We start from the raw sequence: 25,657 nt of genomic DNA on the forward strand, positions 1-25,657 counted from the left end.
GAAAATGGCGGCCATTGTGGTCGCCATTTTTTATGGGCGTCGGTTGGGTTTCTTCATATAAACCCTAACTTGCCCAAAGGTTTTAATGAGGTTATTCAGGCCGCTTCCGCAGTCCTGTGTCAGGCCCGAGCCTTCATGGCGACGCGGCCATACGCGGCAAGAAGCCGCCGTGCCTAATCCAGAAACAACCCCTGTTCCTGCTCGAAGGTCTCCATCAGGTAATCCGCAACCGCCCGAATGGGCAAGTCTTTGCGATCCTGCGGGCGTATCAACAGCCATGCCTCCCTGGGCGGCGGGGCACTCTTCAACTGGCAAAGCCGCAGCGTCGGTTCCTGTCGCCCCACGTAATGAGGCACAAGCGCCAGCCCCGATCCGAACCGGGCCGCCGTGGCCTGGGCAATGTGGTTGTTGGCGCGAAACGGCACCCGTGCGGACGGGAAGTGGCGGGCGAGCCACAACGCTTCTGGCATGTCCGAATTTTCTTCATCGAAGCTGATGAATTTCGGATCGCCACCGGCTTCGACGGCGCGGCAGACGTCGTCCGTGCCGTAATACCCGAAGGCCAGTCGACCCAGTGGTTTGGCGATGAAATTGCCATCCAGTGGCTTGCCGATGCGCACGGCGATGTCCGCCTGATGCCGTTCCAGGCTGACCGAGCGCAGGTCGGTGGCCAGATCAATGTCGAGGCCCGGGTACATCACCGGCAGCCTGGCCAGCCGCTCGATGGGTTGAATCCCCGCGCCCTTGATCCACCGCTTAGGCTCCGGAAAGGTTCAACACCACGCCGCCCAAGTGACGGGTCAGCTCAGCAGTGGTCATCTGTGGCGAGAGCCTGAAGGACTGGCCCGCCCACATGTTGGTGAAGTCTGAGACCCCGGCCTTGTCGGTCACTGCACGCAACGGCATCAGCGCGCCGCCTGCGGTGGGAAAGGCCGGGGCGTGTTCGGACAGCGGGCCGATTTCGCGCATCAGGCGGTTGAGAATGCCCCGCGCCGGACGGCCCGTGAACAGGTTGGTCAGTACTGTGCTGTCGTCGTCGGCATTCAACAGGGCCTGACGATGGAAATCGCTGATCTTCGCTTCCGGCGTCAACAGGTACGCGGTGCCCACCTGAATGGCTTCGGCACCGAGCGCGAAGGCCGCCCGCGCACCCCGCGCCTCGGCAATGCCTCCCGCTGCGATCACCGGGATCGACACAGCGTCCGCGATCTGCGGCACCAGCGAGAACAGCCCGACCTGCGCGGCCATGTCGTGGGTCAGGAAGTTGCCCCGATGACCGCCCGCTTCGTAGCCCATGGCAATCACCGCGTCGACACCACGCTCGGCCAGCCATTGCGCTTCTTTGACCGTGGTGGCCGACGCGATGATTTTCGCCCCGGTGGCGCGCACGCGCTTCAACAGCGCTTCATCCGGCAGGCCAAAATGGAAACTCACCACCTCGGCCCGGTACTGCTCGACGACACGGCAATAGGCGTCATCGAAGGGTGCCCGCGCCGAGGAGGGAATCGGCTCGGCAGGGTCCAACCCCAGTTCGACATAATAGGGCGCCAGTTTGGATCGCCAGGCCATCTGCTTCACTGGATCAGCGGCGGGCGCGACGTGGGAGAAAAAATTCAGGTTGATCGGCTTGCGGGTCTGCCCACGAATCTCATCCAGCGCGGCGGTCATTTGCTCAATGGAGAGCATCGCCCCCGGCAGGGAACCCAGGCCGCCCGCATTGCTGGCTTCGATGACCATTTTCGCGGTGGTCGCGCCCGCCATGGGGGCCTGGATGATGGGCAGATCAATACCGAAAAGGTCGAGGATGCGGTGGCTCATGGGTGACTCCTGGTGGTTCGAATCAAGGGTTCAGACGTCCAGGCCTGATCGGAACAGAATGCCCGGACTCGTGTCGTCGGTGCGCAACGGGTGTGCAGAAAAGCACGGCGGGTCGCGCGTTGCAGGGGTCTTCTCGCCCGCTATTTCAGCTCCCTCGTGACCTGGGAGATGAAGCTGCGAATCCACTCATGCTGGGGTTTGTCCTGCTTGGCGATGTCCCAGACCATGAAGCAGCGAAACGACGGCACGGCCAGGGGCACCGGGCAGGTCGTCAGCGGCATGTATTGGGCGAAACTGCGCGCCGCAAAGGTCGGAATCGTCGCCACCACGTCGGTGCTCAACAGCGTCGTCAGCGCCCCGGCGAAGTGGGTGAACGACGCCGTCACCTTGCGCGTGTGGCCCGCCGCCTCGAACAGGTCATCAATGAACCCCCGTCGTCCGTCGAAGCAGATTCGCACGTGTTCCGCGGCAAAATAATCGTCCAGTTCCAGCGGCTCCGATTCGCCTGCTCCTGGCCGGTACAGGCAGGAATAGGACGACGAAAACAGCACCTGTGACGAGTATTGCGTACTGAAATCCTTCGGCTCGCTGCAGATCACCAGGTCCATCGCCGGATCATGCAGCGCGTTCTTCCACAGCGAACTGTTGGTCTGGTGAAAGGCGAAGCGAATGCCGAGCCGTTCCTGAGACACGGCACCGACGAGCCGGGGTGCAAGAAACGCTTCGAGGTCGTCCGACATCGCGAGGTTGAAGACGTAATGGGATTCCTCGGGTGAAAACGAGGTGTCCGACCCCAGCAGCGCAGACACGGTGGACAGCGCCTCGGTGATCATCGGCGCGATCTCCAGTGCCTTGCGTGTGGGCTGCATCCCGGCACTGGTGCGCACGAACAGCTCATCGCCGAAGTGTTCGCGCAGACGGCGCAACGCCGAACTCACCGCGCCCTGAGTCACGTGCAAGACGGCGGACGCCCGCGTGGCGCTGCGTTCCGTCATCAGGCAGTGAAACGTCAGCAGCAGGTTCAGGTCCATGCGCGCGATATTACGTACGTTAATCCGGCTCATATTTCCTAATCGTTTGTCACCGCTCCCTGGCCATTTCACGATGCCCCCGCACGACACACATAACCAGAAATGACCAACCAAAGGGGCAGTCCAATGAGCGTGGCACAACATTCGGCACAAAGGGAAGCGTCGGCTTCCGACACGGAACGGGTCGACATCAACAAGCGGGCGATCGCCGTCGGCATCGGCAATTTCATGGAATGGTTCGACTTCGCGATCTACGGATATTTCGCCGGGATCATCGGCACGCTGTTCTTTCCCTCCACCGCAGCGGGGGTTTCGCTGCTCTCGTCCCTGGCCGTGTTCGCTGTCGGCTTTCTGTCCCGCCCGTTGGGCGCACTGGTGCTGGGGCCGTTGGGTGACCGGCTGGGTCGTCGCGCCGTGTTGATTGTGACGGTGTTCGGCATGGGCATTTGCACCACGATCATCGGCCTGTTGCCCTCGTACGAGGCCATTGGCATCGCGGCGCCAATCCTGTTGATCGCGTTGCGCTTCATTCAGGGGATGATGGTCGGCGGCGAGTGGTCGAGCGCCGGGATCTACATCGTCGAAAGCGCGCCGAGCCACCGCCGGGCCACAGCTGCCAGCGTGATCACCGGCACCGCCGGGCTGGCGTTTCTGGTCGGCACGTTTACGGCGGCGATGCTGTCCTCGAACCTGACGGACGCGCAACTGATGGCCTGGGGCTGGCGTGTGCCGTTCGTGGTCTCGATCGTCATGACCGGCATCGCCGTGTTCATCCGCCGCAAGTTGGGCGACACCCCGGTCTACGAAGAACTGGTCAAACAACGTCAGTCTGCCCATGTGTCGCTGCCGTCCCGCGCGGCCAAGCGCAAGGCGTTCATCACCACGTACGCGTTTTCGGCGCTGTTCGGGGTGTCGCTGTATTACTTCATCACCTACGCCAACAACCATCTGGTCACCGCCGTCGGCCTGCCGAAAAGCACCGCGTTGTGGCTGTGCAGCGCCGCGCTGGTGGTGTACTGCATCGTCAACCCGATCATTGGCCGCATCAGCGACGCCATTGGCCGCCGCACATTGGTGCTGTTTTCCGCTGCGGGCCTGACGGTCATGGCCTACCCGATCTTTTGGATGCTCAACAGTGGCAGCACCGCGCTGATCATCACAGCCTTGCTGGTGTTCGCGATTCTGGTGGCGATCACGGCGGTCATGGACGTGGTGCTGCTGGTGGAAGTCTTCCCGGCCTCCATTCGTTCCACCGGCGCCGCATTGGGCCATAACCTGGCGTTGGCGACGCTGGCAGGCCCCGGACCGTTCATTGCCGCCGCGCTGATCAAGGCCACCGGCGACGTCAACATGCCCGCGCTTTACCTCACCGCAGTGTCGGCCCTGTGTTTTGCCGTGTTGCTGGTGACCCTTCCAGAAACCAAAGACAACAACATTTCTGCGTACTAGGAGAACAGCATGACCCGTATCGCCGTTGTACAAGCCTCTTCCGTTCCGTTCGCCCCCGTGGCCAGCGCCGAAAAGGCCTGTGAGATTTTGCACCGCGTCGCCAGCCAAGGCGCGCGGCTGGCGGTCTTCCCGGAAGCCTTTATCGGCGGATATCCCAAGGGCCAGAGTTTCGGCAGCGTCGTCGGTAACCGGACCATCGATGGCCGGGACCTCTACAACGAATATTTCGAAGGCGCCGTTGCGCTGGACGGGCCCGAGCTGGCCATCATCGCCGAGTGCGCGACTGAGGTGAACGTGATCGCAGTCATGGGCATCATCGAACGTTTCGGGCGGACCCTGTACTGCACCGCCGTGACGTTCGTGCCCGGCAAAGGCATTGCCAGCTATCACCGCAAATTGATGCCCACTGGCCAGGAACGCATCATCTGGGGGTTTGGTGACGGCTCGACCATCGAGGCGGTGCCCACCGACATCGGCATCATCGGCAACGTGATTTGCTGGGAAAACTACATGCCGGCGCTGCGGCAGGCGATGTACGCCCAAGGCACTCAGTTCTATTGCGCACCGACCGCCGATGACCGCAAGGGCTGGAGCAGTTCGATGGTGCACATCGCGCTGGAAGGACGAGCGTTCGTGCTGTCGGCCTGCCAGGCGATCAAGCTGAATGAGTACCCGCACAGCTATCAGGAAGCGTTCGGTCTGGAATTCAACGCCGACGAATACATCATGCGCGGTGGCAGCATGATCGTCAGCCCCATGGGTGAAGTGCTCGCGGGGCCGGTGTTCGACACCGAAACCGAGCTGTACGCCGACGTCGACCTGGCAATGCTGAACAAATCCAACCTGGACTTCGATGTCTGCGGCCATTACTCGCGGCCCGACGTGTTCGAGTTGCAGGTCAACACCAAGGCGATGCGTGCGGTGAGCTTTAAATAAGCCGTCATGAGGCGACAGGGGAAGGCGCTTGAGATGAGGATTGCGCATCGTTTTCAGGCGTCTTCTGAGGGCAAAGGGACTTGGTCAGGCTACGCGATACGGGCGTGGAGGCCGTAACGAAATTACGCGATGGTGGTTATCTCCTGAGCAGATGGCTCAGCGGGTGACAAGCTGTTTATCGTTAACGGTGATAGTCAGCATCAAAGATTACAAGTTCAGTTATGACGCCCGATCTGGACAATGGCCTGCATTAGAAAAGCTGCCCGCTGGGGCAGCACGAATGACAGGAATCCCCCATGCGTCTGACCCTTGCTTCGATGGCCCTGACGGCTTTCGCCGTGTTAACCGGTTGTGCTTCTGCGCCCAACGAACCCACCTTGACCCTGGAAACCAGCAAGTCGCCGGAGCAGTTCGCGGCCTGCGTGGTGCCCAAGCTGCAAAGTCATTCGCTGAGCCCGTTGCTGTCCCAGACCCAGCGCCACTACCGAATCACGATGTCCAGCTCGCTGGCGGCCGACAACGTGATCGAAGCCTATAAGGCTGGCAGCGGTGGCAAAGTGTTCATCTACGAACGCAGCCTGCTGTCGTCGGGCGTGGGGCAGGCCGCCAAAGACTGCGTGTGATTCAGCCCGCTACGGTCTATAGCACCCAACCGAGTCCCAGCGATTTGTGCAGCGCGGCGAAATCTTTGAGCAGCGCTGCATCACCGGAAATTCGGCTTTCCTGCGCCTGGTAGCGGGTGCGTTCGGCGTCGAGCCAGTCCAGCGTGCTGGCGGTGCCAGCGCGATAGCGTTGCTGGGTGAGGTCGGCGGCGCGTACGGCGGAGGCCTCGACGTTGCGCAACAGCACGACGTTTTCCCGCTGATGGCCGTAGCGCGCCAGTGACACGTCCGCATCCCGCAAGGCACTCAACACCACACTTTTATACTGCGCGAGCGCTTCGTCGTGCCCGGCTTCGGCGCCTTCGACGCTGGCGGCCACGCGCCCGAAATCCAGAATGTTCCAGGTCAGGCGCGGCAACAACAGCCACGTGCCGTTTTCCTTGCGCGCAAGGTGGCCGGGGTCGGCCGCGGAGAACGACAGGTCACCGGTCAGGCTGAGCTTCGGGAACCAGTCGGCTTTCTTTTCGCCGATCTGTGCGTTGCTGGAAGCGAGGGCGCGTTCGGCGACGCGGATGTCAGGGCGCGCCTTGAGAATCGCCGCCGGGTCGGCAAACGGCACTTGGCTGGGGATCGACGGCATGGGTTGCGCGGTGTTCAGGTTGTCGTCGAGTTCGCCGGGTTCCAGCCCGCACAGCAGACTCAACTGGTCCACCGATTCGACAATTGAGGCTTGCAGCGGCAGACGCTGGGCGCGGGTGTTGTCGGCCTGGGTCAGCACTTGCTCCAGTTGCAATTGCGACGCCACGCCCCGGCTGCGGCGTTGCCGCGTGAGGTCCAGCGCCTGATCTTCGATGGCCACGCTGGCCTCGACCAGCGCCAGACGCGCCTGTTGGTCGCGAAGGTCGGCGTAGGTTTGCACGATCTCTGCCGCCAGTTGCACCTGCGCGTCCGCCAGCCGGGCCTGTGACGATTCGGCTTCGGCCTGGGCGGCTTCGATGGCGCGACGTGAGCCGCCGAACAGGTCGGCCTCCCAACTGGCGTCGAACCCGGCGAGGTACAGCGTCAGCGGCCCACGACCACCGCCGCCACTGTCACCCCCTAATACAGAGGTGTCAGGAGAGCGCAGTTTCAGCATTGCGGCATCGCCGCTGATTTTGGGCAGCAACTCGGCGTCGGCGCCTTTGAGGCTGGCGCGAGATTGCCGCAGCCGTGCCTGAGCCGTGGCGATGTCGGGGCTGTTTTGCATCGCCTGACTGATCAGCGCATTGAGCTGCGTATCCCCAAGCGACTGCCACCACTGGGCGACAGCGGGTTCCGGGGCGGCGTGGGTGTCCGCGTGGGGGAGTTGACCGGCCGCCAGGGTTTTCGGCGCCACGTTCGGTGCGCCGTGGTAATCCGGGCCGACGGTGCAGGCCGACAACAGCGCAGCGGACAGCAGCAGGAGGGGGAATGAACGGGGAATCATTATCGTGGACCTGCCTGCGCGGCGCGCTTTTTCAGGATGAAGATCAGGGGGAAGCACGCCAGCATGGCCATCCCCAGCACATAAAAAGCATCGTTGTAGGCCAGCACCGACGCCTGCTGCGCAATGTCGCTGCCCAGTTGCGCGAAGGCCTGGAGTTGGGCGGTGGACGGGTCGCCGGTCTGGGCCAGAAATCGGGCGGTGTCACTGGCCATGTGGTCCTGCGCCAGTTGGCTGTTGGCAAGAATGCCTTCGCGCAGCACGTCGTCGTGGTAGTGACTGCGTCGGTCCATCAACACACCGAGCAGCGCCAGGCCGAGGGTACCCCCCAGGTTGCGCGACATGTTGTAGAGCCCGGCGGCGTCGCCCGCGTCTTTGGCCTCGACCGAACGCATCGACAGTTGGCTCAACGGCAGCATGACCAGAATCTGGCCGAACCCTCGGAGTAACTGCGACAGGGTGAAGTCGTGGCCCACGCTCTGAACCGTCAGTTCGGTGTCGAGAAAACAGCTGGCCCAATACAGCAGCAGCCCCGCGCCGACCATCAGCCTCAGGTCGTAACGCCCCAGCATCTTCGGCAGGATCGGCATCAGGAAGAACGCCGGAATGCCTGACAGCAGCATGATCGAACCCGACTGCTCGGCGTTGTAGCCCGAGAGGATGCCGAGGAATTGCGGTACCAGATACGCCGTGCCGTACAGCCCGGCGCCCACCGCCGTGGCGATCAGCAAGACACTGCCGAAGCTGCTGTTGAGCACCAGTTGCAGACGCAGGATCGGCGTACTGGAGCGGACCTGGCCCACCGCGATCAAAAAGAAACCCAGCAGCGTGGCAAGGCTCAGCCAGACGATCAGCAGCGAGTCGAACCAGTGCTCACGCTGGCCTTCCTCCAGCACCACGGTCAGCGAACTCAGCCCCATCGCCAGGCCGATGATGCCCAGCCAGTCGGCCTTGATGAAGCGTTCCAGGTTCATGCGCTCGCTGGGCAGACCGGTCAGCAGCAGGGTGATCAGTGCGATGCTGATGGGCAGGTTGAGAAAAAAGCACCAGCGCCAGTTGATGTTTTCCGTGAGCCAGCCGCCCACCACCGGCCCCATCAACGGACCGAGAATCGCGGTCATGCCGAAAAGCGTGGTGCCGATCGCCAATTGATGCGGCGGCAGGCGCGTGCGGACGATGGTCTGCGCCGTGGGAATCATCGCGCCCCCCGCGAAACCCTGGCCGATGCGCCCGGCGATCATCGCGCCGAGGCTCGATGACAGGCCGCAGAACAGCGAGAAGAAGGTGAACATCAGCGCCGTGCCGATCAGAAAACGCCGCAGGCCGAACACGCGGGTCAGCCAGGCGGCGAGGGGGATCATGACGATTTCCGACATCAGGTAACCGGTGGCGATCCAGGTGCCTTCCGTGCCGGTGGCGCCGATCTGCCCCTGAATCTGCGGCAGCGCCGAGTTGGTGATCGAGATGTCCAGCGTTGCCAGCAACGCCCCCAACGAACCCGCCGCGACGGCGATCCAGTCGGTCAACGAGGCGTTGCGGGGTGTCTCGGCGATGGCCGGAAGGGCAGCGGCATCAGCCATGATGGGCGTCTGCCTTGGCGGTGCGAATGTCCACGTCCACCGTCGCGGACAGGCCGGGCACGAGGGCAGGGCGCACGTCATCGGTCACGTCCAGCGCGATCCGCACCGGCACCCGCTGCACGATCTTGGTGAAATTGCCGGTGGCGTTGGACGGTGGCAACAGCGCGAACTGGGCGCCGGTGCCGGGGGCGAGGCTGTCGATGTGGCCTTGCAGGTCGCGCCCCGGCAGGGCATCGACGTGCACGACCACGTTCTGACCGGCGCGCATCTCGCCAATCTGGGTTTCCTTGTAATTGGCGGTCAGGTAAATCGCATTCACAGGGACCACGGTCAGCAACCGCGTGCCGGGCTGAACGTACTGACCCACCCGCACGCCCCGGTCGGCGACGCGGCCGTCCAGCGGGCTGCGGATCACTGCGTCGTCCACGTCCAGCTGACTTTGCGCCTCGCTGGCCTTGGCCACGCCCAATTGCGCCTGGGCCTGTTTGAGTTGAGCTTGCAGCGTGCCGTAGCGGGTCTGGCTGGAGCGCAAGGCGGCCTGCTTGGCGGCGACGTTGCTGCGGGCCTGAGCGAGTTCGTTGTTCAGTTGCGCCAGGCGTTCTTCCGGTTCGGCGCCTGATCGGGCCAGCGGCGCATAACGGGCGGCTTCGGTCTGCGCGTGTTTGGCATCGGCTTGCGCGCCTTGCAACTGAGCCTGGGCTTCGGCGATGGTCGAGTCCTGTTGCACCAAATCGGCTTCGGCTTTCGCCAGATCCGCAGTGCGCGCGGCAATGGTCGCCGAGGCTTCGTCGCTGACCGCCTGGTATTTGCGGGCATCGAGCCGGACCAGAATGTCACCGCGCTTGACGGGCTGATTGTCAGCCACCAGCACTTCACCCACATAGCCGCTGATCTTCGGCGCGACGCTGATGCTGTCGGCCTGAAGATAGGCGTCGTCGGTGGTTTCGATGAAACGGCCATGCAGCCACCACCACACGCCCCAGCCCACGGCGAGCAGCAGGGCGACGGAGCCCAGGGTCAGCAGAATGCGTCGGGCTTTGCCACGTTGGCCGGTGGCGGTTTCTTCAGGGGCGACCTGAGGGGTAGGTTGTGCAACGGACATCAGGTCAACTCCGAATTTGTATCAGGTGATATAAATTCGTTTCTTCGCCATTTTTTGTCAATCGGTATATTTTGGCGGTCACTGAAAAGGAGCAGCACATGGCACGACACAAACCTGCCGCCGAAGGGGGTTACCAACGGGGTGAAGAGACCCGCGCCCGCCTGATCGAAGCCGCCGTCGCAGTGTTTGGCGAGCGTGGTTACGACGGCGCCTCGACCCGTGATATCGCCACCGCAGCAGGCCTGAATTCCCCGGCTTTGCAGTATTACTTCGACGGAAAGGAGGGCGTTTACCTGGCCTGCGTCGAGCATCTGATCACGCTGCTGTGGCGCAAAATGGGCGACCCGGTCGAAGCGGCCGAGACGGCTCTGGCCGACGAAGCGGCTGGCGATCCGGTGCTGATTGAGGTGTCGCTGGGGATTTTGAGCGCGGTGGTTTCGACGATTCAGGACAGCCCACAAACCACAGCCTGGCGTGCGTTTCTCGACCGGCATCAGGCCGGGCTGTGCCCGGAAGGGGCCACGAACGCATTCGAAGACCGCTTCAAAAAACGCATTGGCGTGGTCATCCGGCAATTGATCGCGCGCCTGTCCGGGCTGGCCGTCGACGATGAGCGCACGATCATCCACTCCATGGCGCTGTTCACCCAGGGGCTGGCCTTCCGGGTGCAGAAACCCAAGCTGCTGGAAGCGCTGAACTGGACCGCCATCGATCAGCAGGAAATGGAGCTGGTGCGCGATGTGGTGCTGACTCAAGCCCGTTTTACCCTTGAAGGACTGGTCAGGCAGAGGGACGCGTAGCGGCCTTGAAACCTCGAACGCTCGTCGGACAGGTTCGCCATAATTTGCATCTATAGACGCATTGGGTCTACATTAGCGTCTATAGATCAGGAGGGCACTGTGATGAGTCTGCCGCTGCAACAACCGCAACTTTCCCGATCCCAAGGCGTCGTGGGCCTGCGCACCGCCTTGCGGATCCTCGACAAATGGAAGGCCTCCGGCGATCAGGCCTGTCGCATGCTGCGCATTTCCCGCAGCACCTACACCCGGGCTCGGCAGGACGACGCTGAGTGGTCCGTGGCGCTGGACCTCGATCAGATGCAGCGCATCAGTTTCGTGCTGAACATTCACGCCGCGCTGCGCACCTTGTTCGACAACCCGGACAACGTCTACGGCTTTCCGTCCATGGACAACCACAACGCGTTCTTCAACGGCCGCAAGCCACTGGACGTGATGGCTCAGGGCGACATGATTTCCCTCTACGAAACCTTCCGCCGGATCGACGCCCTGCGGGGCGCCCAATGGTGAGTCTGGACGACCTGCCTCTCCTGCCGGATGAAAAACGGCTCGCCCACCGACTGGTCAACTCCAAATACCCGCCCATCGACCTGTTCAACGACGTGGCCGATGCGGAGGAGTTCGATACCCTGTTTCAGATCCAGGCCATGACCAATCCCCGGCTGTTGAATGAGGTCGGCAGACTGGAGCTGATTCCTCGTCAGGACATCCCCTTCGGCATTCCCGGCTGCTCCTACGCCACCGCGCCGTTCACTCATGTCAATGCCGACGGTTCGCGTTTCAGCGCGGGTGAGTTCGGGGTGTTGTACCTGGCAGACACTGTCGAAACCGCCGTCGCGGAAGTACGGCATCACCAGCAGCAGTATTGGTCCCGTGTTGCCGACCTCAACTACGAGCGTTTCGTGTTCCGCAGCCTGTCCTGCCGTTTTCGCGAAGTTGGCAGCGTCGATGCCACCGTGCTCCCGTCCTCCCACCCAATTTACGCCCCTGACGACTACAGCGCGTCCCGTGCCTTGGGTGCGGCCCTCAAACACAAGAGCGTGACGGGGCTGCGTTATCACTCGGTTCGCTCGCCGGGCAATGTGTGTTGGGGGCTGCTCACGCCTCGGCACGTCGCCTCGATCCACCAGAGCGCGCATTACGAAATGATCTGGAACGGGCGGATTACCAGCGTGAGTCGCTTGTCCGGGGCGTGAACGAGCCACTGGCATGATCGCTGCTAGGAATTAAAGAGCTAATCAATTAATTTGTGGGCTCCGGCTTTCAGAGGCCCCAATGGGCCTCTCCCGACATCGAATTTGGCCGCTCAAGGTAACCCGTACCCATGCAGACAATCATTGGCCGTCGTGGCAAGGCCGCTTCTCCTGAAGGGAAGGCCAAGACCAACAGAAAAGGCCCGGGACGCCCCGAAGGCGCCAGCAACTTGCGCGACGTGATTCTGGACGCCGCCGAGGAGCTGTTCGCCAACCTGGGCTACGCCGGCACCACCATGCGCGAAGTGTCCCAACACGCCAACGTGACACAGGCGCTGATCAGCTATTACTTCGGTTCCAAATACGGCCTGTTCGAAGAGGTGTTCCTGCGACGCGGCAGCGCGATCTCCGATGAGCGCCTGAAAAACCTCGACACGCTGCAAGCCCAAGGCCAGGTACCGGGCGCGCGGGCGATTGTCGAGGCGTTCCTGTTGCCGACCGTAGTGCTGAGGACGTCCGTGCAGGGGCGACATTTCCTTCGTTTACAGGCGCGACTTCACACTGAGCCGCCTAATATTTCCTACGCGTTGCGGGACAAAGCCTATGGCACGTCCACGCAACGTTACGTCGATGCCTTGAAAGATGCCGTGCCGGGGTTGAGCGATCTGGACGCCAACTGGCGCATCACCTTGATGGTGGGCACGTACTTATATGCGTTCTCGGACAGCCATCGCATGGAAGAGCGCCTGCCGGACGGGCAATACAACCCCGAAGACTGGCAATCGCTGATTCAGCAGGTCACCAGTTTCGTGGTGGGCGGGATGTCGGCGTAACGGGTTACAGGTGGGTAAAACGGCACCAGATTGGGGAGCGACTCCCCAAACGGGTGCGGAGCGTAACGGCGACGAATCGACGGCTTAAATAGAAAATCCATAAGAATCAGGTAGTTGTCACATTTTTTAGCAATTGGCACAGCTTCTGCTATCTATTAATTAAAAGGTTGATTAATTAATTACAGCTTTTGAGTGGTTACACCCAGAAAAGCAAAGGAGTCGTGATGAACCTGATTGCCGTTTCCTCTCATCAACCGGTCACCGCCGCAGACGGATGCCAGGACCCGGTGCTGCTCAATGACTGGCACGTCGTGGGCTACAGCACTGATTTCGTCGAAGGCACTATTTATCCCGTGCGTCTCTTGGAGCGCGAGCTGATTGTCTGGCGCAGCGCCGACAATCAGATTCACGTCTGGGAAGACCTGTGCATTCACCGTGGCGCGCGTCTGTCCAAAGGCTGGATCAAGAACGACTCGGTGGTATGCCCGTACCACGGCTGGGAATACAACGGCAGCGGCGCCTGCACCTTGATGCCTGCCGCGCCGGACGAAAAACCGATGAAGAAAGCCCGCGCCTTTCCGTACCCGGCGGTGGAGCGTTATGGCTTCGTCTGGACTTGTCTGGGCGAACCCGCTTCGGACATTCCAGTGTTCCCGGAATGGGACAACGACGTGTTCATGAAGGTCCACAGCGGTCCGTACCCATACGCCGCCAACGGTTTCCGTGCGGTGGAAAACTTCATTGATGCGTCGCACTTTCCGTTCGTGCACGCCGGCCTCAACGGCGTGATGGACAAACCCGATCGTCTGGAGCCATACACCGTGGAGGAGGTCGACACCGGCCTGCGTTCTTCCGAAGTGCGTGTGTTCCAGCCGTGGGGCGATGCGCGGGGCAAGCCGCTGGTGGCGTTCTACACCTACCACGCGTTCCGTCCGCTGGTGGGTTACTTCTCCAAACGCACCCAGGACTCCGACGCCGAAGGCAATGTCATCAGCGACAAATCCGACACCTTCGCGACACTGTTCACCGTGCAGCCGCTGGATGCGGTGAATTGCATCGTGCGGGTGTGCGCTGCCATGGACGTCAACCCGCGACCGGACGCCGACGCCGTGCGCGCCCGCGCCGACGTGGTATTTGGCCAGGACCGCGACATCGTCGAAACACAGCGTCCGGAGCGCATCCCCACCGAACTGCGTTACGAACTGCACCATCGCACCGACCTCATGGGCCAGCGCTACCGCACCTGGTTGCGCAACAAGGGCATCCAATATGGCGTTATCTGACGGCTTGTTGATTGTGCGGCTGCGCGCCATCGAATACGGCGCGCCGGGCATCAACCTTTACACCTTCGAATCCCTCGACGGGCAACCGCTACCGCCCTACGAGCCGGGTGCTCACGTGGACGTGGCGATGGCCCCGGACCTGCTGCGCCAGTATTCGTTGCTGTGGCCAGCAACCGAGCCAAGCCAGTACCGGATTGCGGTGCAACTGGCTGAGGTGGGTAAGGGTGGCTCGCGCAAGCTGCATTTCGAATCGGTGGTGGGCGCGACGTACGAGGTGTCGGCGCCGCGCAATCACTTCCCGCTGATGCCCAGCGACGAGGCGTTTCACCTGTTTGCGGGCGGCATCGGCATCACGCCGATCATCTCGATGTACCGGCAGTTGAAGGCCAGCGGGCGCACGGTGTTTCTGTACTACTGGGCGGCGAGCGCGCAACACATGCTGTTCCATGAAGCGCTGTGTCAGGAAACCGAAGGCGTGCAGCTGTTCCACACCCGCTGCGGCGGGGCTGCGCCGCCGCGTTTGAAGGACGTGATCGCGACCTTGCCCAACAGCGCTCAGCTGTATTGCTGCGGCCCGCAAGGCATGGTCGATGAGTTTGACCGACTGACGCTGGACCGACCAGAAGCTAACACCCATCGCGAGCGTTTCAGCGCGACGACGGATGCGCTGCAACCCGGCGACAGCTTCCAGGTACGCCTGCAACGCTCGGGGCTGACGCTGACAGTGCCTGCCGAACTGAGCCTGTTGCAGGTCTGTGAATCGGCGGGTGTCGACGTGGCGTATTCCTGCGAAGAAGGGGTGTGCGGCGCCTGTGAAGTCAAGGTGCTTGGCGGACACGTCGAACACCGCGACACGGTGCTGACCCCCAAGCAGCGGGAGCGCAGCGAAAGCATGATGATCTGCTGCTCGCGCGGCGTTGGCGACAGCCTGGTACTCGACCTGTAGCGCTGGAATGCCCGGCGTTTTTTTCGCCGGTTAATTAATTGGTTGATCAATTATTACAAGAGGCCAGCGCGAAACTTTCTTGCGCGGCAGGAGGAACACCCGTGGACAGAGCATTGCGAGTCGGCATCATCGGCGCCGGTATCGGCGGCGTCACCTTGGCCCGAGCCCTCGAACAGCGTGGCATCGAAGCGCGGATTTTCGAGCGTGCGCCGATGTTCGGCGAAGTCGGCGCGGGCGTGCAGATGACCCCCAACGCGGTCAAGGTGCTGAGTGAACTGGGGCTGGACGATCAGCTGAAAAAAATCGGCTTTCTGCCCGACGCCATGGTGGGGCGCAACTGGAAAACCGCCCGCGAACTGTTTCGCACGCCGCTTAAAGAATCCTGCCCGGCGCTGTACGGCGCGCCGTTTTATCACGTGCACCGGGCCGACCTGCACGCCGCGCTGGCGAGCGACATCAAGCCGGGGCAAGCCACGTTTGGCGCTCACTGTGTGGGTTTGCAGCAGCTGGGCAACACTGCCGTGGCGAAATTCGCAGACGGCTCGGAATTCGAGGCAGACTTGATCGTCGGCGCCGATGGCGTGCGTTCGGTGATTCGCGAGCAACTGTGGGGCGAAGAGGCGGCGAACTACACCGGCCACATGTGCTGGCGTGCGCTGGTCAACGTCGATAAACACCCGCTGCCGTTTGTCAGCCCGGATTCGAGCTTCTGGATGGGGCCCAAAGGCCACGTCGTGACGTATTACGTGAAAGGCGGGTCGATGGTGAACATCGTCGCCGTGAACGAAAACCCATCATGGGTCGAGGAATCGTGGAACGCCAAGAGCACGCAGCAGGAATTGCTCGCCGGGTTCGAAGGCTGGCACCCGAACTTGATCGAGCTGTTCAAGCGCACCGACCCCGACGCGATCTTCAAATGGGGCCTGTTCGACCGAGACCCGATGAAGACCTGGTCAAAGGGTAACGCCACGCTGTTGGGCGACGCCGCGCACCCGATGCTGCCGTTCCTGTCCCAAGGCGCGGCGATGGCCATCGAAGACGGGTACGTGCTGGCCCAGTCCCTGGCGTATCACGGCCCGCGCCAATTGCAGCAGGCCCTGCGCGCCTACGAACTGGAACGCCTGCCGCGCACCAGCCGGGTTCAACTGGAAGCACGGGAGCGCGGGCGCACCTATCACTTGCCGTCGGCGTGGTCGCAGCTCAAGCGCGACATGGCCTACCGCTGGCGTCAGTTGCTCAACCCGAATGCCGTGGGGATTCAGGCCAATTGGGTCTACGAATACGACGCCCGGGACTGCGAAACCCGTTTCCCACTGGCGCAGAAAATCCCTGCCTGATCGTCGTTGCACAGCCAACGATTGCAGATCGGACAGAACGATAACGGGAGAGGTCATGCCATGAGTCATCTTCGCTACGGCGGCCACGTGCACGCCAACGGGATTCGCCAGCATTATTTGCGTTACGGGCCGCCGGAGGGTGCAGCCGAGGGGCTGGACCCGGTGATCATCGTGCCGGGCATCACCAGCCCGGCGGTCACCTGGGGCTTTGTCGCCGAGCGCTTTGCCAGCCACTTCGACACCTACGTGCTGGACGTGCGCGGGCGCGGGCTTTCGGAATCCGGTGACGCGCTGGATTACAGCCTCGACGCTCAGGCAGCCGATCTGGTCGCGGTCGCCGACGCGCTGGGCTTCGAGCGTTACAGCGTGGTCGGTCACTCGATGGGTGCGCGAATCGCCTTGAGGGCCAAGGCGTCCGGCGCCGATGGCATGACCCGGATGGTGCTGGTGGACCCGCCTGTTTCCGGGCCGGGGCGTCGGCCTTATCCGGCACACCTGCCGTGGTACATCGATTCGATTCGCCAGGCCAAGGTCGGCATGAGCGCCGCCGACATGCGCGCCTTTTGCCCCACCTGGACCGAGGCTCAATTGGCCTTGCGTGCCCAGTGGCTACACACCTGTGACGAGCGGGCGATCCTCGCCAGTTTCAACGGCTTTCACGAAGACACGGTGGTGGAAAACGTCGCCGCCATTGATTGCCCGGCGTTGCTGGTCACGGCCGCCAGGGGCGAGGTGGTCAAGGACGATGACGTCGCCGAATGCCAGGCGCTGTTGCCAACGCTGGCCCATGTGCGCGTCGCCGATGCCGGTCACATGATTCCGTGGGACAACGAGGAAGGTTTTTACACCGCGCTGGGGGATTTTCTTGGTGCGTCATTGAGCGAGGAGGGCGCACATCATGGCCGTCAGTGATTTCACGATGATCGAGGCCTGGACCCAGGTGTTGCGCCTCTCGAAGTTGCAAGCGGGGCAAGCCGTGACGATCCTCACCGGCGCCGACACCCACCCGCAAACCTTGCGCACCGCGCAGATTGCGTGCCAATCGCTGGGCGCGGTGATCAGCCGTCTCGACCTGGCCCCGGTCAATGGCGAACGCTCCCTCAGCCGCGACCCGCTGGCCTATCTCGGCACCACGCCGTTGACCGGCAACAAGCCAGCGATGGCCGCCCTGAAAGCCAGCGACCTGGTGCTGGACCTGATGACGTTGCTGTTCTCTCCCGAGCAGCACGGCATTCTCGCTGGCGGCACGAAGATCCTGCTGGCGGTCGAGCCGCCGGAAATTCTTGCGCGCATGGTGCCGACCGAAGCGGATCGCACGCGGGTCATGGCCGCTGCGGCGAAGATCGAGCAGGCCAGCCGGATGACCGTCACGTCGCCTGCCGGAACGTCACTGTCCTGTCCGCTGGGCGAGTTTCCGGCAATCAGTGAATACGGCTTTGTCGATGCACCGGGGCGCTGGGATCACTGGCCGAGCGGCTTCGTGCTGACCTGGCCCAATGAATTGCAGGCCAGCGGCACCATCGTCATCGACCGGGGCGACATCCTCTTGCCGCACAAAAGTTATGTGCAGGACCCCATCGTGCTGACCGTCGAGGCTGGCTACGCCACGGGCATCGAAGGCGGCGTCGACGCGGCATTGCTGCGCGATTACATGGAAAGCTTCGCCGACCCGGAGGCCTACGCCATTTCTCACATCGGCTGGGGGCTGCAACCCCGGGCGCGCTGGTCAACGCTGGGGCTGCTGGATCGCGAGGCGCACATCGGCATGGATGCGCGGGCGTACGAGGGCAATTTCCTGTTTTCACTGGGGCCGAACAACGAGGCGGGCGGGTCGCGCACGACGGCGTGTCACATCGACATTCCCCTGCGCGGCTGCACGGTTTCACTGGATGACCGGGTGGTGGTCGAGGCAGGCAAGGTGATCAACGAGGAGCCGCTGTGATGAGCAACGATCTTGAAAGCTACCAACGTCAGGGCTTCGGTGCCGATATGGCATTGCCCGCGCCTTACGCGTTGCTGATCGTCGATCTGGTGGAAGGCTTTGCCGACCCCGAGATTTTTGGCGGCGGCAACATCCCCGAGGCCATTTCGCAGACCGAACACTTGCTGGCCCACGCACGGGCACAGGGCTGGCCGGTTGCCCATTCGCGGATCGTCTTCGCCGACGACGGGGCGGACGCCAACGTGTTCTCGCTCAAGGTGCCGTCGATGCTGACGCTGACCGAACACGCACCCCGCAGCGCCATTGTGGCGCAGCTGACCCCCGTGGCAGGCGAGCTGGTGGTGCGCAAAACCCTGCCGTCGGCATTCTTCGGCACCGATCTGGCCGCATGGCTGACGTTCAGGGGCGTGCGCACGCTGTTGGTGGCCGGCGCGGTCACCAGTGGGTGCGTGCGGGCGAGTGTGCTCGACGCGCTGAACCACGGATTCCGGCCCCTGGTGGTCAGTGACTGCGTGGGCGATCGAGCCATCGGCCCCCATGACGCCAACCTGTTCGACCTGGCGCAGAAGTACGCCGTGGTCAAGCCGATGACCGAAGCGCTGGCGCTGCTGGACAACGCCTGACCCTACAACAAGCCAATCTGGCACACGCGTTGCTATTTAATTAACTGCCCGTTTAATAACGGTGGTCCGAGCCTGGAACGCCCTAATGCTGTGCAAGCCTTTCACCTGATCAGCTTGGAGAACACCATGAACATGCGTGCACGTTTCACGAAATCGAACCTGTTGGCGGGCGTGATCGCCTTGATCGTCAGCGGCGCTGCCTGGTCGGCGGACACCATCAAGATTGGCGACATCAACAGCTACAAATCCCAGCCGGTGTTCACCGACGGCTACAAGAAGGGCATGGAACTGGCCGTTGAACAGATCAACGCGGCAGGGGGTGTCAACGGCAAGAAACTGGAGCTGATCACCCGCGACGACAATGCCAACCCTGGCGACGCGATCCGTCAGGCCGAAGACCTGATCAACCGCGAGCACGTCGATGTGCTGGCCGGTGCGTTTTACGCCCACATCGGCACCGCGCTGTCGGACTACGCCAAGCAGAAAAAGCGTTTCGTGCTGATCACCGAAGCCCTCAGCGACAACATCGTCTGGAGCGCGGGCAACCGCTACACGTATCGCCTCGACGCCTCGACTTACATGCTGACCTCGGCGCTGGTGGACGAAGCCGTCAAGCTGCACAAGAAACGCTGGGCGCTGGTGTACCCCAACTACGAGTTCGGCACCGCGGCCGCCAGCGCGTTCAAGACCTTGCTCAAGGCCCGTCAACCCGATGTGGAGTTCGTGACCGAGCAGGCGCCGCCGTTCGGCAAGGTCGATGCGGGCAGCGTGGTGCAGGCCCTGGTGGACTCGAAACCGGATGCGCTGTTCAACGCATTGTTCGGGGCTGACCTGGCGAAGTTCATTCGCGAAGGCACCACCCGCAGCTTCTTTGGCGAGCAGCTGCCGGTGCTGAGCATCATCACCGGTCAGCCGGAATACCTGGAACCGCTGAAGGACGAGATTCCGCCGAACTGGACCGTCACGGGTTACCCCTGGTACAGCATCGACACTCCCGCGCACAAAGCCTTCGTTGCGGCGTATCACGCCAAATACGGCACCGAGAACCTGCGCTTCGGCTCGGACATCGGCTATTCGGCGATCCAGTCCATCGCGGCCGGGATCAAGGCGGCGGGCGGCAAGACGGACTCCGAGTCTCTGGTCGATGCGTTCAGCGGCCTGAAGGTCAACACCCCGGATGGCCCGCTGGAATACCGCAAGATCGACCACCAGGCGACCTGGGGTTTGTACGTCGGCAAGCTGGCGGTCAAGGACGGTGCGGGCGTGATGGTGGATTACACCTTCAAGCCGGGCGACACGCTCCTGCCTTCCGATGATGACGTGCGCAAACTGCGTCCGGCCGAGTGATTCGTGGTGGGTGATTCTGCCCGAAGGGCGTAGCGGCACGGCTCGTCGGCGGTGGCGATCTCACAGACGCCATTGCCGACAAGCCGTGTTGCTAAAGCGATCGACGCATCAGCAACACCGTTCCACCTCCAGATCGAGGGCGTCATGGACTTTTCAGCGTTATTTTCACAGTTACTCAACGGCCTGGCCGAAGCGTCGTCGCTGTTTCTGGTGGCGGCGGGGTTGTCGCTGATTTTTGGCGTGACCCGCATCGTCAACTTCGCCCATGGCTCGTTCTACATGCTCGGGCTTTACATCGCCTATTCCATCGTCGAACACCTGATGGGATCGATGGGCGCGGCCGGGTTCTGGCTCGGTTTGGCGCTGGCGGCGATTTCCGTGGGCCTGATTGGCGCCGTGGTGGAAATCGTTCTGCTGCGCCGCATCTATAAGGCGCCGGAGCTGTTCCAGTTATTGGCCACATTCGCCTTGGTGCTGGTCATCAACGACGCGGTGCTCGGCTATTGGGGCGCGGAAGAACTGCTGGGCCGTCGCGCACCGGGGTTGTCCGGCTCCATCGACATTCTGGGGCGTCAGTTCCCCACCTATAACTTTTTCCTGATCGCCATCGGGCCGCTCGTGCTCGGTCTGGTGTGGCTGTTGTTGGTACGCACCCGCTGGGGGGTGCTGGTCCGCGCCGCCACCCAGGACCGGGAAATGCTCGGCGCCCTCGGCGTCAATCAGGCGTGGCTGTTTACCAGCGTCTTCGCGTTGGGCGCGATGCTGGCGGGGCTCGGCGGCGCGGTGCAGTTGCCCCGCGAACCGGCCAGCCTTTCCCTCGATTTGCGCACCATCGGCGAGGCCTTCGTCATCGTGGTGGTGGGTGGCATGGGGTCGTTGCCGGGGGCTTATGTCGCGGCCCTGCTGATCGCCGAAATCAAGGCGCTGTGCATCGGCTTGGGGTCGGTCACCCTGTTCGGCATCAGCGTGTCGTTTTCCAAGCTCACGCTGGTCATCGAATTCCTGGTGATGGCCGTGGTGCTGGTGATCCGGCCGTGGGGTTTGATGGGCAAACCACAAGCCACCAGCCGCAATTCGGCGCCGGTGGAAGCCCCGATGCGACCGGGTTCGACCTCGTTCAAATGGCTGGTCGGCGTGGTGTTGCTGGTATTGGCCGTGCTGCCGCTGCTTTCGACCTGGCTGCCTTATGCCAGCGTGCTGACTCAAGATGTGTTAGTGACCGTGCTGTTCGCCGTCAGCCTGCACTTCATCATGGGCCCCGGTGGCATGCACTCGTTCGGCCATGCCGCGTACTTCGGGCTGGGAGCGTACGGCGCGGCGATTCTGTTCAAGGTACTGACGATGCCCATGCCGATGGCCTTTGCTTTCGCGCCGCTGGTGGCGGGGTTGGGCGCGTTCGTCTTCGGCTGGTTCTGCGTGCGCTTGTCGGGGGTGTACCTGGCGATGCTGACGCTGGCGTTCTCGCAGATCGTCTGGTCGGTGGTGTTCCAGTGGGAGGACGTCACCGGCGGCTCTAACGGCATCACCGGCATCTGGCCGTCGGCCTGGCTCGACGGCACGCGCTATTACTACCTGACGCTGATTCTGGTGGCGGTGAGTATTTTTCTGGTCAGACGCATCCTGTTCGCGCCGTTCGGCTACAGCCTGCGGGCGGCGCGGGATTCAGCCTTGCGCGCCGACGCCATCGGCATCGACGTCAAACGCGTGCAATGGCTGGCGTTCGTCCTCGCCGGGGTGTTCGCCGGGCTGGCGGGCACGCTGTACATCTTCTCCAAAGGCAGCATCTCGCCGGACGCCATGGCGGTCGGCAAGTCCGTGGACGGGCTGGTGATGGTCCTGCTCGGCGGCATTCAGAACCTGCTGGGTCCGGTGGTCGGGGCCAGTGTTTTCAGCGTCTTGCAGGACTCGATCATGCGCGCCACCGACTACTGGCGGGCGGTGTTCGGCGGCGTGATCCTGCTGCTGGTACTGGTCTTTCCGCAGGGCATCGCCGGGTTCTTTCAACAAGTGGGTGGGTGGTGGCACGCGTGGCGATCCCGGTCGCCTGCGCATGAGGTAAGCGTTACTACGGTGATGGAGAAACAGGCATGACCCTTCTGCAAGTACGTGATTTGAACAAGTCCTTCGGCGGCGTCCGTGCCGTTGACGGCATCAACTTCGACCTGCACGAAGGCGAGCTATTGGCCTTGATCGGCCCCAACGGCGCAGGCAAATCGACCACCTTCAACATGGTCGGCGGCCAGCTCAAGGCCTCGGGCGGTTCGATCCGTCTGCTGGGGCAGGAACTGGTGGGCAAACGCCCGCGCGACATCTGCCGTATGCAGGTGGGCCGCACCTTCCAGATCGCCGAAACCTTCGCCTCCCTGACCGTGGTGGAAAACGTGCAGATGGCGTTGCTTTCCCATCACGGCAAAGGCTTTTCGTTGTTCACCTCGGCGCGCAAACAGTACCGCGAAGAGGCCATGGACCTGCTCGCTCAGGTCGGCATGCAGCGGCACGCCGAACGTCCGTGCAGCGAACTCGCGTACGGCGACGTCAAGCGGGTGGAACTGGCAATGGGGTTGGCCAACGACCCGAAACTGCTGCTGATGGACGAACCCACGGCGGGGATGGGGCCGGAAGAACGCAACGACCTGATGGCGCTGACCAAGCGGCTGGTGGTGGAGCGCAAGATGGCCGTGCTCTTCACCGAGCACAGCATGGACGTGGTCTTCGCCTACGCCGACCGGATGATCGTGCTGGCCCGTGGGCGTTTGATTGCCGAGGGTGACGCGCAGTACATCCGCAATCACCCCAAGGTGCAGGAAGTGTATTTCGGCACCGGCAAGACGTTCGAAAACGAAATCGCTCAGTCGCAGGTGCAGGTATGAACGCAGTGCTGTCCTCGCAACGTCCGGAGTCCGCTTCAGTCGGTGAGTCCCTCCTGGAAGTCACCGGCCTCAACGCTTGGTATGGGGCCGCTCAGGTGCTGTACGACCTGAATCTCAACGTCAAACGCGGCGAAGTCGTGGCCCTGATGGGGCGCAATGGCGCAGGCAAGTCCACCACGTTCAAGGCATTGATGGGCATGCTGGCGCGGCGTCAGGGTGGCATTCACTTCATGGGCCAGGACATCTCGGCCCTGGCGCCGTTCGAGCGGGCGCGGCTGGGGCTGGGGTTCGTCCCTGAAGACCGGCGCGTGTTCACTCACCTGACCGTGACCGAGAACCTGGAAGTGGGGCGTCAGTCCAACCGGCATTGGCCGGACGGCACCGAGGCGCTGAACTGGACGCCTCAGCAACTGTTCGAGTTCTTTCCCAACCTCGGCGCCATGCAGGACCGGCCAGGCGGGCAAATGAGTGGCGGCGAACAGCAGATGCTGACCGTGGCGCGCACGCTGATGGGCAATCCGTTTCTGATCCTGCTGGATGAGCCGTCAGAAGGGGTCGCGCCGGTGATTGTCGAGCAGATGGCGCACATGATCCTGGCGTTGAAAGCCAAAGGCGCGAGCATTCTGTTGTCCGAGCAAAATTTGCACTTTGCCGGGCTGGTGTCGGACCGGGCCTACGTGCTGGAAAAGGGACTGGTGCGCTACGAGGGCAGCATGGCGGAACTGGCGGCGAACGAGGCGGTGCGCAAGGCCTACCTGACGATGTAGCCGGGGAGCGGGGCAGGCCGCCGTGATATTCTCGCGGCTTGTCTGTCCTGTCTGTGGTTCCCCATGAAATACATCCATCAGCGCGAGCACCTCAATGAAGGTGACATCGTGGTCATCGAGTCGTCGGGCGTGTGCAACATCCGCCTCATGAGCGACGCGAACTTTCGCAGCTTCAAGAACGGCGGCCGGCACACCTACCATGGTGGCGCGTTCGACCGCTTCCCGGCGAAAATCGTCGTGCCGAGCAGCGGGTTCTGGAACATCACGCTGGACACCGTGACCAGACGGGCAATCAGCGTGACGCGCAAACCCAACATCAAGCATTCGATCAAGATTGTCAGGCGGTCCGGGGGAGGGTTGCCTCGGTAAGCGTTGTCTTCCACAAGGGTGGTGGCGCGGCAATGTCTACGGTCCGACGCTGTCCCTGTGGGAGCTGCCGGAGCTGTGCGACGGCCGCGAAAGCGGTGTATCAGGCAACACATCTTCCACTGATCCACCGCTGTCGCTGCCGTCGTACCTCCGGCGTCTCCCACGAGGGCGGTGGCGTGTCGAGAATCAGGCCTGACGCAGAATCTGTAGGAGCTGCCGGAGCTGTGCGACGGCCGCGAAAGCGGTGGGTCAGACGCAGATGTGTGGTTTGACACACCCACTATTTGGCAATGAACTGCTCACTCACATACGCCGAATAATCCGGCAGTACGCTTTCAATCTTCCCCTGATCCTTCAAAAACTCCGCCGTCTTGGCAATCGCGGTCACGGTTCCGCCACCCAACAAACCAGGCGATTTCTGTTCTGCCGCTGTGGGGAAATGCGAGCCGTCCAGCAGCTCAGGCACGTCCGCTGCATTGGCACCCGTGAACCGCGCAATGGTCTTGACCGGCGTTGAGTCGGCCGTCCACTCGCTACGATGGGCCGTGTAATCCGCAATGGCGGCCAGACTGACCTTGGCAAAACCAGCGACGACGTCCGGGTGCTTCTCGGCAAAATCCTTGCGGGCGACCCAGACTTCAAACGTCGGCGAACCCCACTGCGACACTTGCCCGGCGTCGGTCAGAATCTTGCCCGTCTTGCGGATTTCCCCCAACGCAGGTGACCACGTGAACGCGCCATCAATGTCGCCACGTTTCCACGCTGCCGTGATCTGCAATGGGGTCAGGTTGAGGATCGTCACTTTCTTCGGATCGATGTTCCAGTGTTTTAGCGCACCCAACAGGCTGTAATGCGAGGTGGACACGAACGGCACGGCGATTTTCTTGCCGATCAGGTCTTCCGGCTTGTCGATGCCACTGCCATTACGCACCACCAGCGCTTCGGAACTTTGAATCTGCGAGGTGACGATGAACGCCACCAACGGCACTTTTCTCGACGCCGCCGCTGCCAGCGGACTCGACCCCAAATTGCCGATCTGCACGTCACCCGAGGCCATCGCCGCAATCACCGCAGGGCCTGCATCGAACTGGCGCCAGTCGATTTTCTGGCCGATGGCTTTTTCGTACTCACCGTCGGCGATGGCGCGCTTCACCGGGTCGATGCCGGTGATGTAGCCGAACGTGAGGTCAGCGGCCTGGGCGGCCATTGAGAACGCAAACACGCTCAATCCCAGAGAGAAAGGGGCCGTCCAATGTGTCTTGATCATGGGGGTCGATGCCTTGGTTAAAAGTTGGCGCCGGTCACAGCGAACGGCGGTCAGGCATGGAGCATAAGGTTCTATGAATTTTGTTTTAAATATCATTTTGGCA

At 62.5% G+C, this 25,657-nt stretch carries 25 protein-coding genes; 18 read left to right on the top strand and 7 right to left on the bottom strand.

Annotated elements, in window-relative coordinates; translation table 11 throughout:
• Window positions 1–173: 173 nt before the first annotated feature.
• The 3 genes from GVN17_RS06110 to GVN17_RS06120 form a co-directional block, all read right to left on the bottom strand.
• On the bottom strand, window positions 174–749 hold the full coding sequence (locus GVN17_RS06110; RefSeq protein ID WP_371928509.1) for a LysR substrate-binding domain-containing protein: 576 nt from the start codon (window positions 747–749) through the stop codon (window positions 174–176).
• A gap of 7 nt (window positions 750–756) precedes the next feature.
• On the bottom strand, window positions 757–1,818 hold the full coding sequence (locus GVN17_RS06115) for a nitronate monooxygenase family protein (RefSeq protein WP_166594345.1): 1,062 nt from the start codon (window positions 1,816–1,818) through the stop codon (window positions 757–759).
• Window positions 1,819–1,958: 140 nt separating this feature from the next.
• Entirely contained in the window at window positions 1,959–2,882 is a 924-nt protein-coding gene (locus GVN17_RS06120; RefSeq protein WP_166594346.1) for a LysR family transcriptional regulator, read from the bottom strand.
• A gap of 93 nt (window positions 2,883–2,975) precedes the next feature.
• Here GVN17_RS06120 and GVN17_RS06125 point away from each other — a divergent pair, with 93 nt between their 5' ends.
• The 3 genes from GVN17_RS06125 (at window position 2,976) to GVN17_RS06135 (ending at window position 5,857) form a co-directional block, all read left to right on the top strand.
• Window positions 2,976–4,298, top strand: a complete 1,323-nt coding sequence (locus tag GVN17_RS06125; protein ID WP_166594347.1) for an MFS transporter — start codon at window positions 2,976–2,978, stop codon at window positions 4,296–4,298.
• 9 nt (window positions 4,299–4,307) lie between these two features.
• Window positions 4,308–5,234: a carbon-nitrogen hydrolase family protein gene (locus tag GVN17_RS06130; RefSeq protein ID WP_166594348.1), complete on the top strand. Its 927-nt coding sequence runs from the start codon at window positions 4,308–4,310 to the stop codon at window positions 5,232–5,234.
• Between the two features lie 296 nt (window positions 5,235–5,530).
• Window positions 5,531–5,857 (top strand): hypothetical protein, encoded by a 327-nt coding sequence (locus GVN17_RS06135; RefSeq protein WP_166594349.1) that lies wholly within the window; start codon window positions 5,531–5,533, stop codon window positions 5,855–5,857.
• A 16-nt stretch (window positions 5,858–5,873) separates the two neighbouring features.
• On the opposite strand, the gene GVN17_RS06140 is transcribed toward GVN17_RS06135, so the two are convergent.
• The 3 genes from GVN17_RS06140 to GVN17_RS06150 are packed head-to-tail and all read right to left on the bottom strand — an operon-like array spanning window position 5,874 to window position 9,980.
• Window positions 5,874–7,301, bottom strand: a complete 1,428-nt coding sequence (locus tag GVN17_RS06140) for an efflux transporter outer membrane subunit (protein ID WP_166594350.1) — start codon at window positions 7,299–7,301, stop codon at window positions 5,874–5,876.
• Window positions 7,301–8,878: an MDR family MFS transporter gene (locus GVN17_RS06145; RefSeq protein ID WP_166594351.1), complete on the bottom strand. Its 1,578-nt coding sequence runs from the start codon at window positions 8,876–8,878 to the stop codon at window positions 7,301–7,303. Before GVN17_RS06145 ends, GVN17_RS06140 begins: the two co-directional genes overlap by 1 nt.
• The gene (locus tag GVN17_RS06150; protein WP_166594352.1) at window positions 8,871–9,980 is read right to left on the bottom strand and encodes an HlyD family secretion protein; all 1,110 of its coding nucleotides are present in this window, start codon (window positions 9,978–9,980) and stop codon (window positions 8,871–8,873) included. Before GVN17_RS06150 ends, GVN17_RS06145 begins: the two co-directional genes overlap by 8 nt.
• Before the next feature lie 98 nt (window positions 9,981–10,078).
• Here GVN17_RS06150 and GVN17_RS06155 point away from each other — a divergent pair, with 98 nt between their 5' ends.
• From GVN17_RS06155 to GVN17_RS06225, 15 genes are all read left to right on the top strand, one after another.
• Window positions 10,079–10,780 (top strand): CerR family C-terminal domain-containing protein, encoded by a 702-nt coding sequence (locus tag GVN17_RS06155; protein ID WP_166594353.1) that lies wholly within the window; start codon window positions 10,079–10,081, stop codon window positions 10,778–10,780.
• 102 nt (window positions 10,781–10,882) lie between these two features.
• Window positions 10,883–11,287 carry an antitoxin Xre-like helix-turn-helix domain-containing protein gene (locus GVN17_RS06160; RefSeq protein WP_166594354.1) on the top strand — a complete coding sequence of 135 codons (405 nt, stop codon included), beginning with the start codon at window positions 10,883–10,885 and terminating at the stop codon, window positions 11,285–11,287.
• Complete coding sequence (locus GVN17_RS06165; protein WP_166594355.1) at window positions 11,281–11,973, top strand: RES family NAD+ phosphorylase; 693 nt, start codon at window positions 11,281–11,283, stop codon at window positions 11,971–11,973. The genes GVN17_RS06160 and GVN17_RS06165 overlap by 7 nt, the downstream gene beginning before the upstream one ends.
• Before the next feature lie 128 nt (window positions 11,974–12,101).
• Window positions 12,102–12,803 (top strand): TetR/AcrR family transcriptional regulator, encoded by a 702-nt coding sequence (locus GVN17_RS06170; RefSeq protein ID WP_166594356.1) that lies wholly within the window; start codon window positions 12,102–12,104, stop codon window positions 12,801–12,803.
• A gap of 224 nt (window positions 12,804–13,027) precedes the next feature.
• A complete protein-coding gene (locus GVN17_RS06175; RefSeq protein WP_166594357.1) occupies window positions 13,028–14,086 on the top strand; it encodes an aromatic ring-hydroxylating dioxygenase subunit alpha in 1,059 nt (352 codons plus the stop codon).
• Window positions 14,073–15,032 (top strand): PDR/VanB family oxidoreductase, encoded by a 960-nt coding sequence (locus tag GVN17_RS06180; protein ID WP_166594358.1) that lies wholly within the window; start codon window positions 14,073–14,075, stop codon window positions 15,030–15,032. Before GVN17_RS06175 ends, GVN17_RS06180 begins: the two co-directional genes overlap by 14 nt.
• A 101-nt stretch (window positions 15,033–15,133) precedes the next feature.
• A complete protein-coding gene (locus GVN17_RS06185) occupies window positions 15,134–16,369 on the top strand; it encodes an FAD-dependent monooxygenase (protein ID WP_166594359.1) in 1,236 nt (411 codons plus the stop codon).
• A gap of 60 nt (window positions 16,370–16,429) precedes the next feature.
• Window positions 16,430–17,281 (top strand): alpha/beta fold hydrolase, encoded by an 852-nt coding sequence (locus GVN17_RS06190; RefSeq protein WP_166594360.1) that lies wholly within the window; start codon window positions 16,430–16,432, stop codon window positions 17,279–17,281.
• Window positions 17,268–18,311: a 2,5-dihydroxypyridine 5,6-dioxygenase gene (locus tag GVN17_RS06195; protein WP_166594361.1), complete on the top strand. Its 1,044-nt coding sequence runs from the start codon at window positions 17,268–17,270 to the stop codon at window positions 18,309–18,311. Before GVN17_RS06190 ends, GVN17_RS06195 begins: the two co-directional genes overlap by 14 nt.
• Window positions 18,311–18,934, top strand: coding sequence for an isochorismatase family protein (locus GVN17_RS06200; protein ID WP_166594362.1), 624 nt, complete (start codon window positions 18,311–18,313; stop codon window positions 18,932–18,934). The genes GVN17_RS06195 and GVN17_RS06200 overlap by 1 nt, the downstream gene beginning before the upstream one ends.
• Before the next feature lie 126 nt (window positions 18,935–19,060).
• A complete protein-coding gene (locus GVN17_RS06205; RefSeq protein WP_166594363.1) occupies window positions 19,061–20,281 on the top strand; it encodes an ABC transporter substrate-binding protein in 1,221 nt (406 codons plus the stop codon).
• A gap of 144 nt (window positions 20,282–20,425) precedes the next feature.
• On the top strand, window positions 20,426–22,372 hold the full coding sequence (locus tag GVN17_RS06210; RefSeq protein WP_166594364.1) for an ABC transporter permease: 1,947 nt from the start codon (window positions 20,426–20,428) through the stop codon (window positions 22,370–22,372).
• On the top strand, window positions 22,369–23,151 hold the full coding sequence (locus tag GVN17_RS06215) for an ABC transporter ATP-binding protein (RefSeq protein WP_166594365.1): 783 nt from the start codon (window positions 22,369–22,371) through the stop codon (window positions 23,149–23,151). Before GVN17_RS06210 ends, GVN17_RS06215 begins: the two co-directional genes overlap by 4 nt.
• Window positions 23,148–23,918, top strand: coding sequence for an ABC transporter ATP-binding protein (locus tag GVN17_RS06220; RefSeq protein WP_166594366.1), 771 nt, complete (start codon window positions 23,148–23,150; stop codon window positions 23,916–23,918). The genes GVN17_RS06215 and GVN17_RS06220 overlap by 4 nt, the downstream gene beginning before the upstream one ends.
• Window positions 23,919–23,981: 63 nt before the next feature.
• Window positions 23,982–24,287, top strand: a complete 306-nt coding sequence (locus GVN17_RS06225) for a DUF1883 domain-containing protein (protein ID WP_166594367.1) — start codon at window positions 23,982–23,984, stop codon at window positions 24,285–24,287.
• A 280-nt stretch (window positions 24,288–24,567) separates the two neighbouring features.
• Here the strand turns inward: GVN17_RS06225 and tauA are convergent, their stop codons facing one another.
• Window positions 24,568–25,554: a taurine ABC transporter substrate-binding protein gene (tauA, locus tag GVN17_RS06230; protein ID WP_166594368.1), complete on the bottom strand. Its 987-nt coding sequence runs from the start codon at window positions 25,552–25,554 to the stop codon at window positions 24,568–24,570.
• Between the last annotated feature and the right edge of the window lie 103 nt (window positions 25,555–25,657).

The organism is Pseudomonas sp. SLFW (assembly GCF_009905615.1).
Classification (GTDB): Bacteria; Pseudomonadota; Gammaproteobacteria; order Pseudomonadales; family Pseudomonadaceae; genus Aquipseudomonas; species Aquipseudomonas bambusae.

What these genes read in the sequence shown, in the direction of transcription:
- GVN17_RS06115 (WP_166594345.1), bottom strand. Translation starts at nt 1,818, where the DNA reads ATGAGCCACCGCATCCTCGACCTTTTCGGTATTGATCTGCCCATCATC.
- GVN17_RS06120 (WP_166594346.1), bottom strand. Translation starts at nt 2,882, where the DNA reads ATGAGCCGGATTAACGTACGTAATATCGCGCGCATGGACCTGAACCTG.
- GVN17_RS06125 (WP_166594347.1), top strand. Translation starts at nt 2,976, where the DNA reads ATGAGCGTGGCACAACATTCGGCACAAAGGGAAGCGTCGGCTTCCGAC.
- GVN17_RS06130 (WP_166594348.1), top strand. Translation starts at nt 4,308, where the DNA reads ATGACCCGTATCGCCGTTGTACAAGCCTCTTCCGTTCCGTTCGCCCCC.
- GVN17_RS06135 (WP_166594349.1), top strand. Translation starts at nt 5,531, where the DNA reads ATGCGTCTGACCCTTGCTTCGATGGCCCTGACGGCTTTCGCCGTGTTA.
- GVN17_RS06140 (WP_166594350.1), bottom strand. Translation starts at nt 7,301, where the DNA reads ATGATTCCCCGTTCATTCCCCCTCCTGCTGCTGTCCGCTGCGCTGTTG.
- GVN17_RS06145 (WP_166594351.1), bottom strand. Translation starts at nt 8,878, where the DNA reads ATGGCTGATGCCGCTGCCCTTCCGGCCATCGCCGAGACACCCCGCAAC.
- GVN17_RS06150 (WP_166594352.1), bottom strand. Translation starts at nt 9,980, where the DNA reads ATGTCCGTTGCACAACCTACCCCTCAGGTCGCCCCTGAAGAAACCGCC.
- GVN17_RS06155 (WP_166594353.1), top strand. Translation starts at nt 10,079, where the DNA reads ATGGCACGACACAAACCTGCCGCCGAAGGGGGTTACCAACGGGGTGAA.
- GVN17_RS06160 (WP_166594354.1), top strand. Translation starts at nt 10,883, where the DNA reads ATGAGTCTGCCGCTGCAACAACCGCAACTTTCCCGATCCCAAGGCGTC.
- GVN17_RS06165 (WP_166594355.1), top strand. Translation starts at nt 11,281, where the DNA reads ATGGTGAGTCTGGACGACCTGCCTCTCCTGCCGGATGAAAAACGGCTC.
- GVN17_RS06170 (WP_166594356.1), top strand. Translation starts at nt 12,102, where the DNA reads ATGCAGACAATCATTGGCCGTCGTGGCAAGGCCGCTTCTCCTGAAGGG.
- GVN17_RS06175 (WP_166594357.1), top strand. Translation starts at nt 13,028, where the DNA reads ATGAACCTGATTGCCGTTTCCTCTCATCAACCGGTCACCGCCGCAGAC.
- GVN17_RS06180 (WP_166594358.1), top strand. Translation starts at nt 14,073, where the DNA reads ATGGCGTTATCTGACGGCTTGTTGATTGTGCGGCTGCGCGCCATCGAA.
- GVN17_RS06190 (WP_166594360.1), top strand. Translation starts at nt 16,430, where the DNA reads ATGAGTCATCTTCGCTACGGCGGCCACGTGCACGCCAACGGGATTCGC.
- GVN17_RS06195 (WP_166594361.1), top strand. Translation starts at nt 17,268, where the DNA reads ATGGCCGTCAGTGATTTCACGATGATCGAGGCCTGGACCCAGGTGTTG.
- GVN17_RS06200 (WP_166594362.1), top strand. Translation starts at nt 18,311, where the DNA reads ATGAGCAACGATCTTGAAAGCTACCAACGTCAGGGCTTCGGTGCCGAT.
- GVN17_RS06205 (WP_166594363.1), top strand. Translation starts at nt 19,061, where the DNA reads ATGAACATGCGTGCACGTTTCACGAAATCGAACCTGTTGGCGGGCGTG.
- GVN17_RS06210 (WP_166594364.1), top strand. Translation starts at nt 20,426, where the DNA reads ATGGACTTTTCAGCGTTATTTTCACAGTTACTCAACGGCCTGGCCGAA.
- GVN17_RS06215 (WP_166594365.1), top strand. Translation starts at nt 22,369, where the DNA reads ATGACCCTTCTGCAAGTACGTGATTTGAACAAGTCCTTCGGCGGCGTC.
- GVN17_RS06220 (WP_166594366.1), top strand. Translation starts at nt 23,148, where the DNA reads ATGAACGCAGTGCTGTCCTCGCAACGTCCGGAGTCCGCTTCAGTCGGT.
- GVN17_RS06225 (WP_166594367.1), top strand. Translation starts at nt 23,982, where the DNA reads ATGAAATACATCCATCAGCGCGAGCACCTCAATGAAGGTGACATCGTG.
- tauA (WP_166594368.1), bottom strand. Translation starts at nt 25,554, where the DNA reads ATGATCAAGACACATTGGACGGCCCCTTTCTCTCTGGGATTGAGCGTG.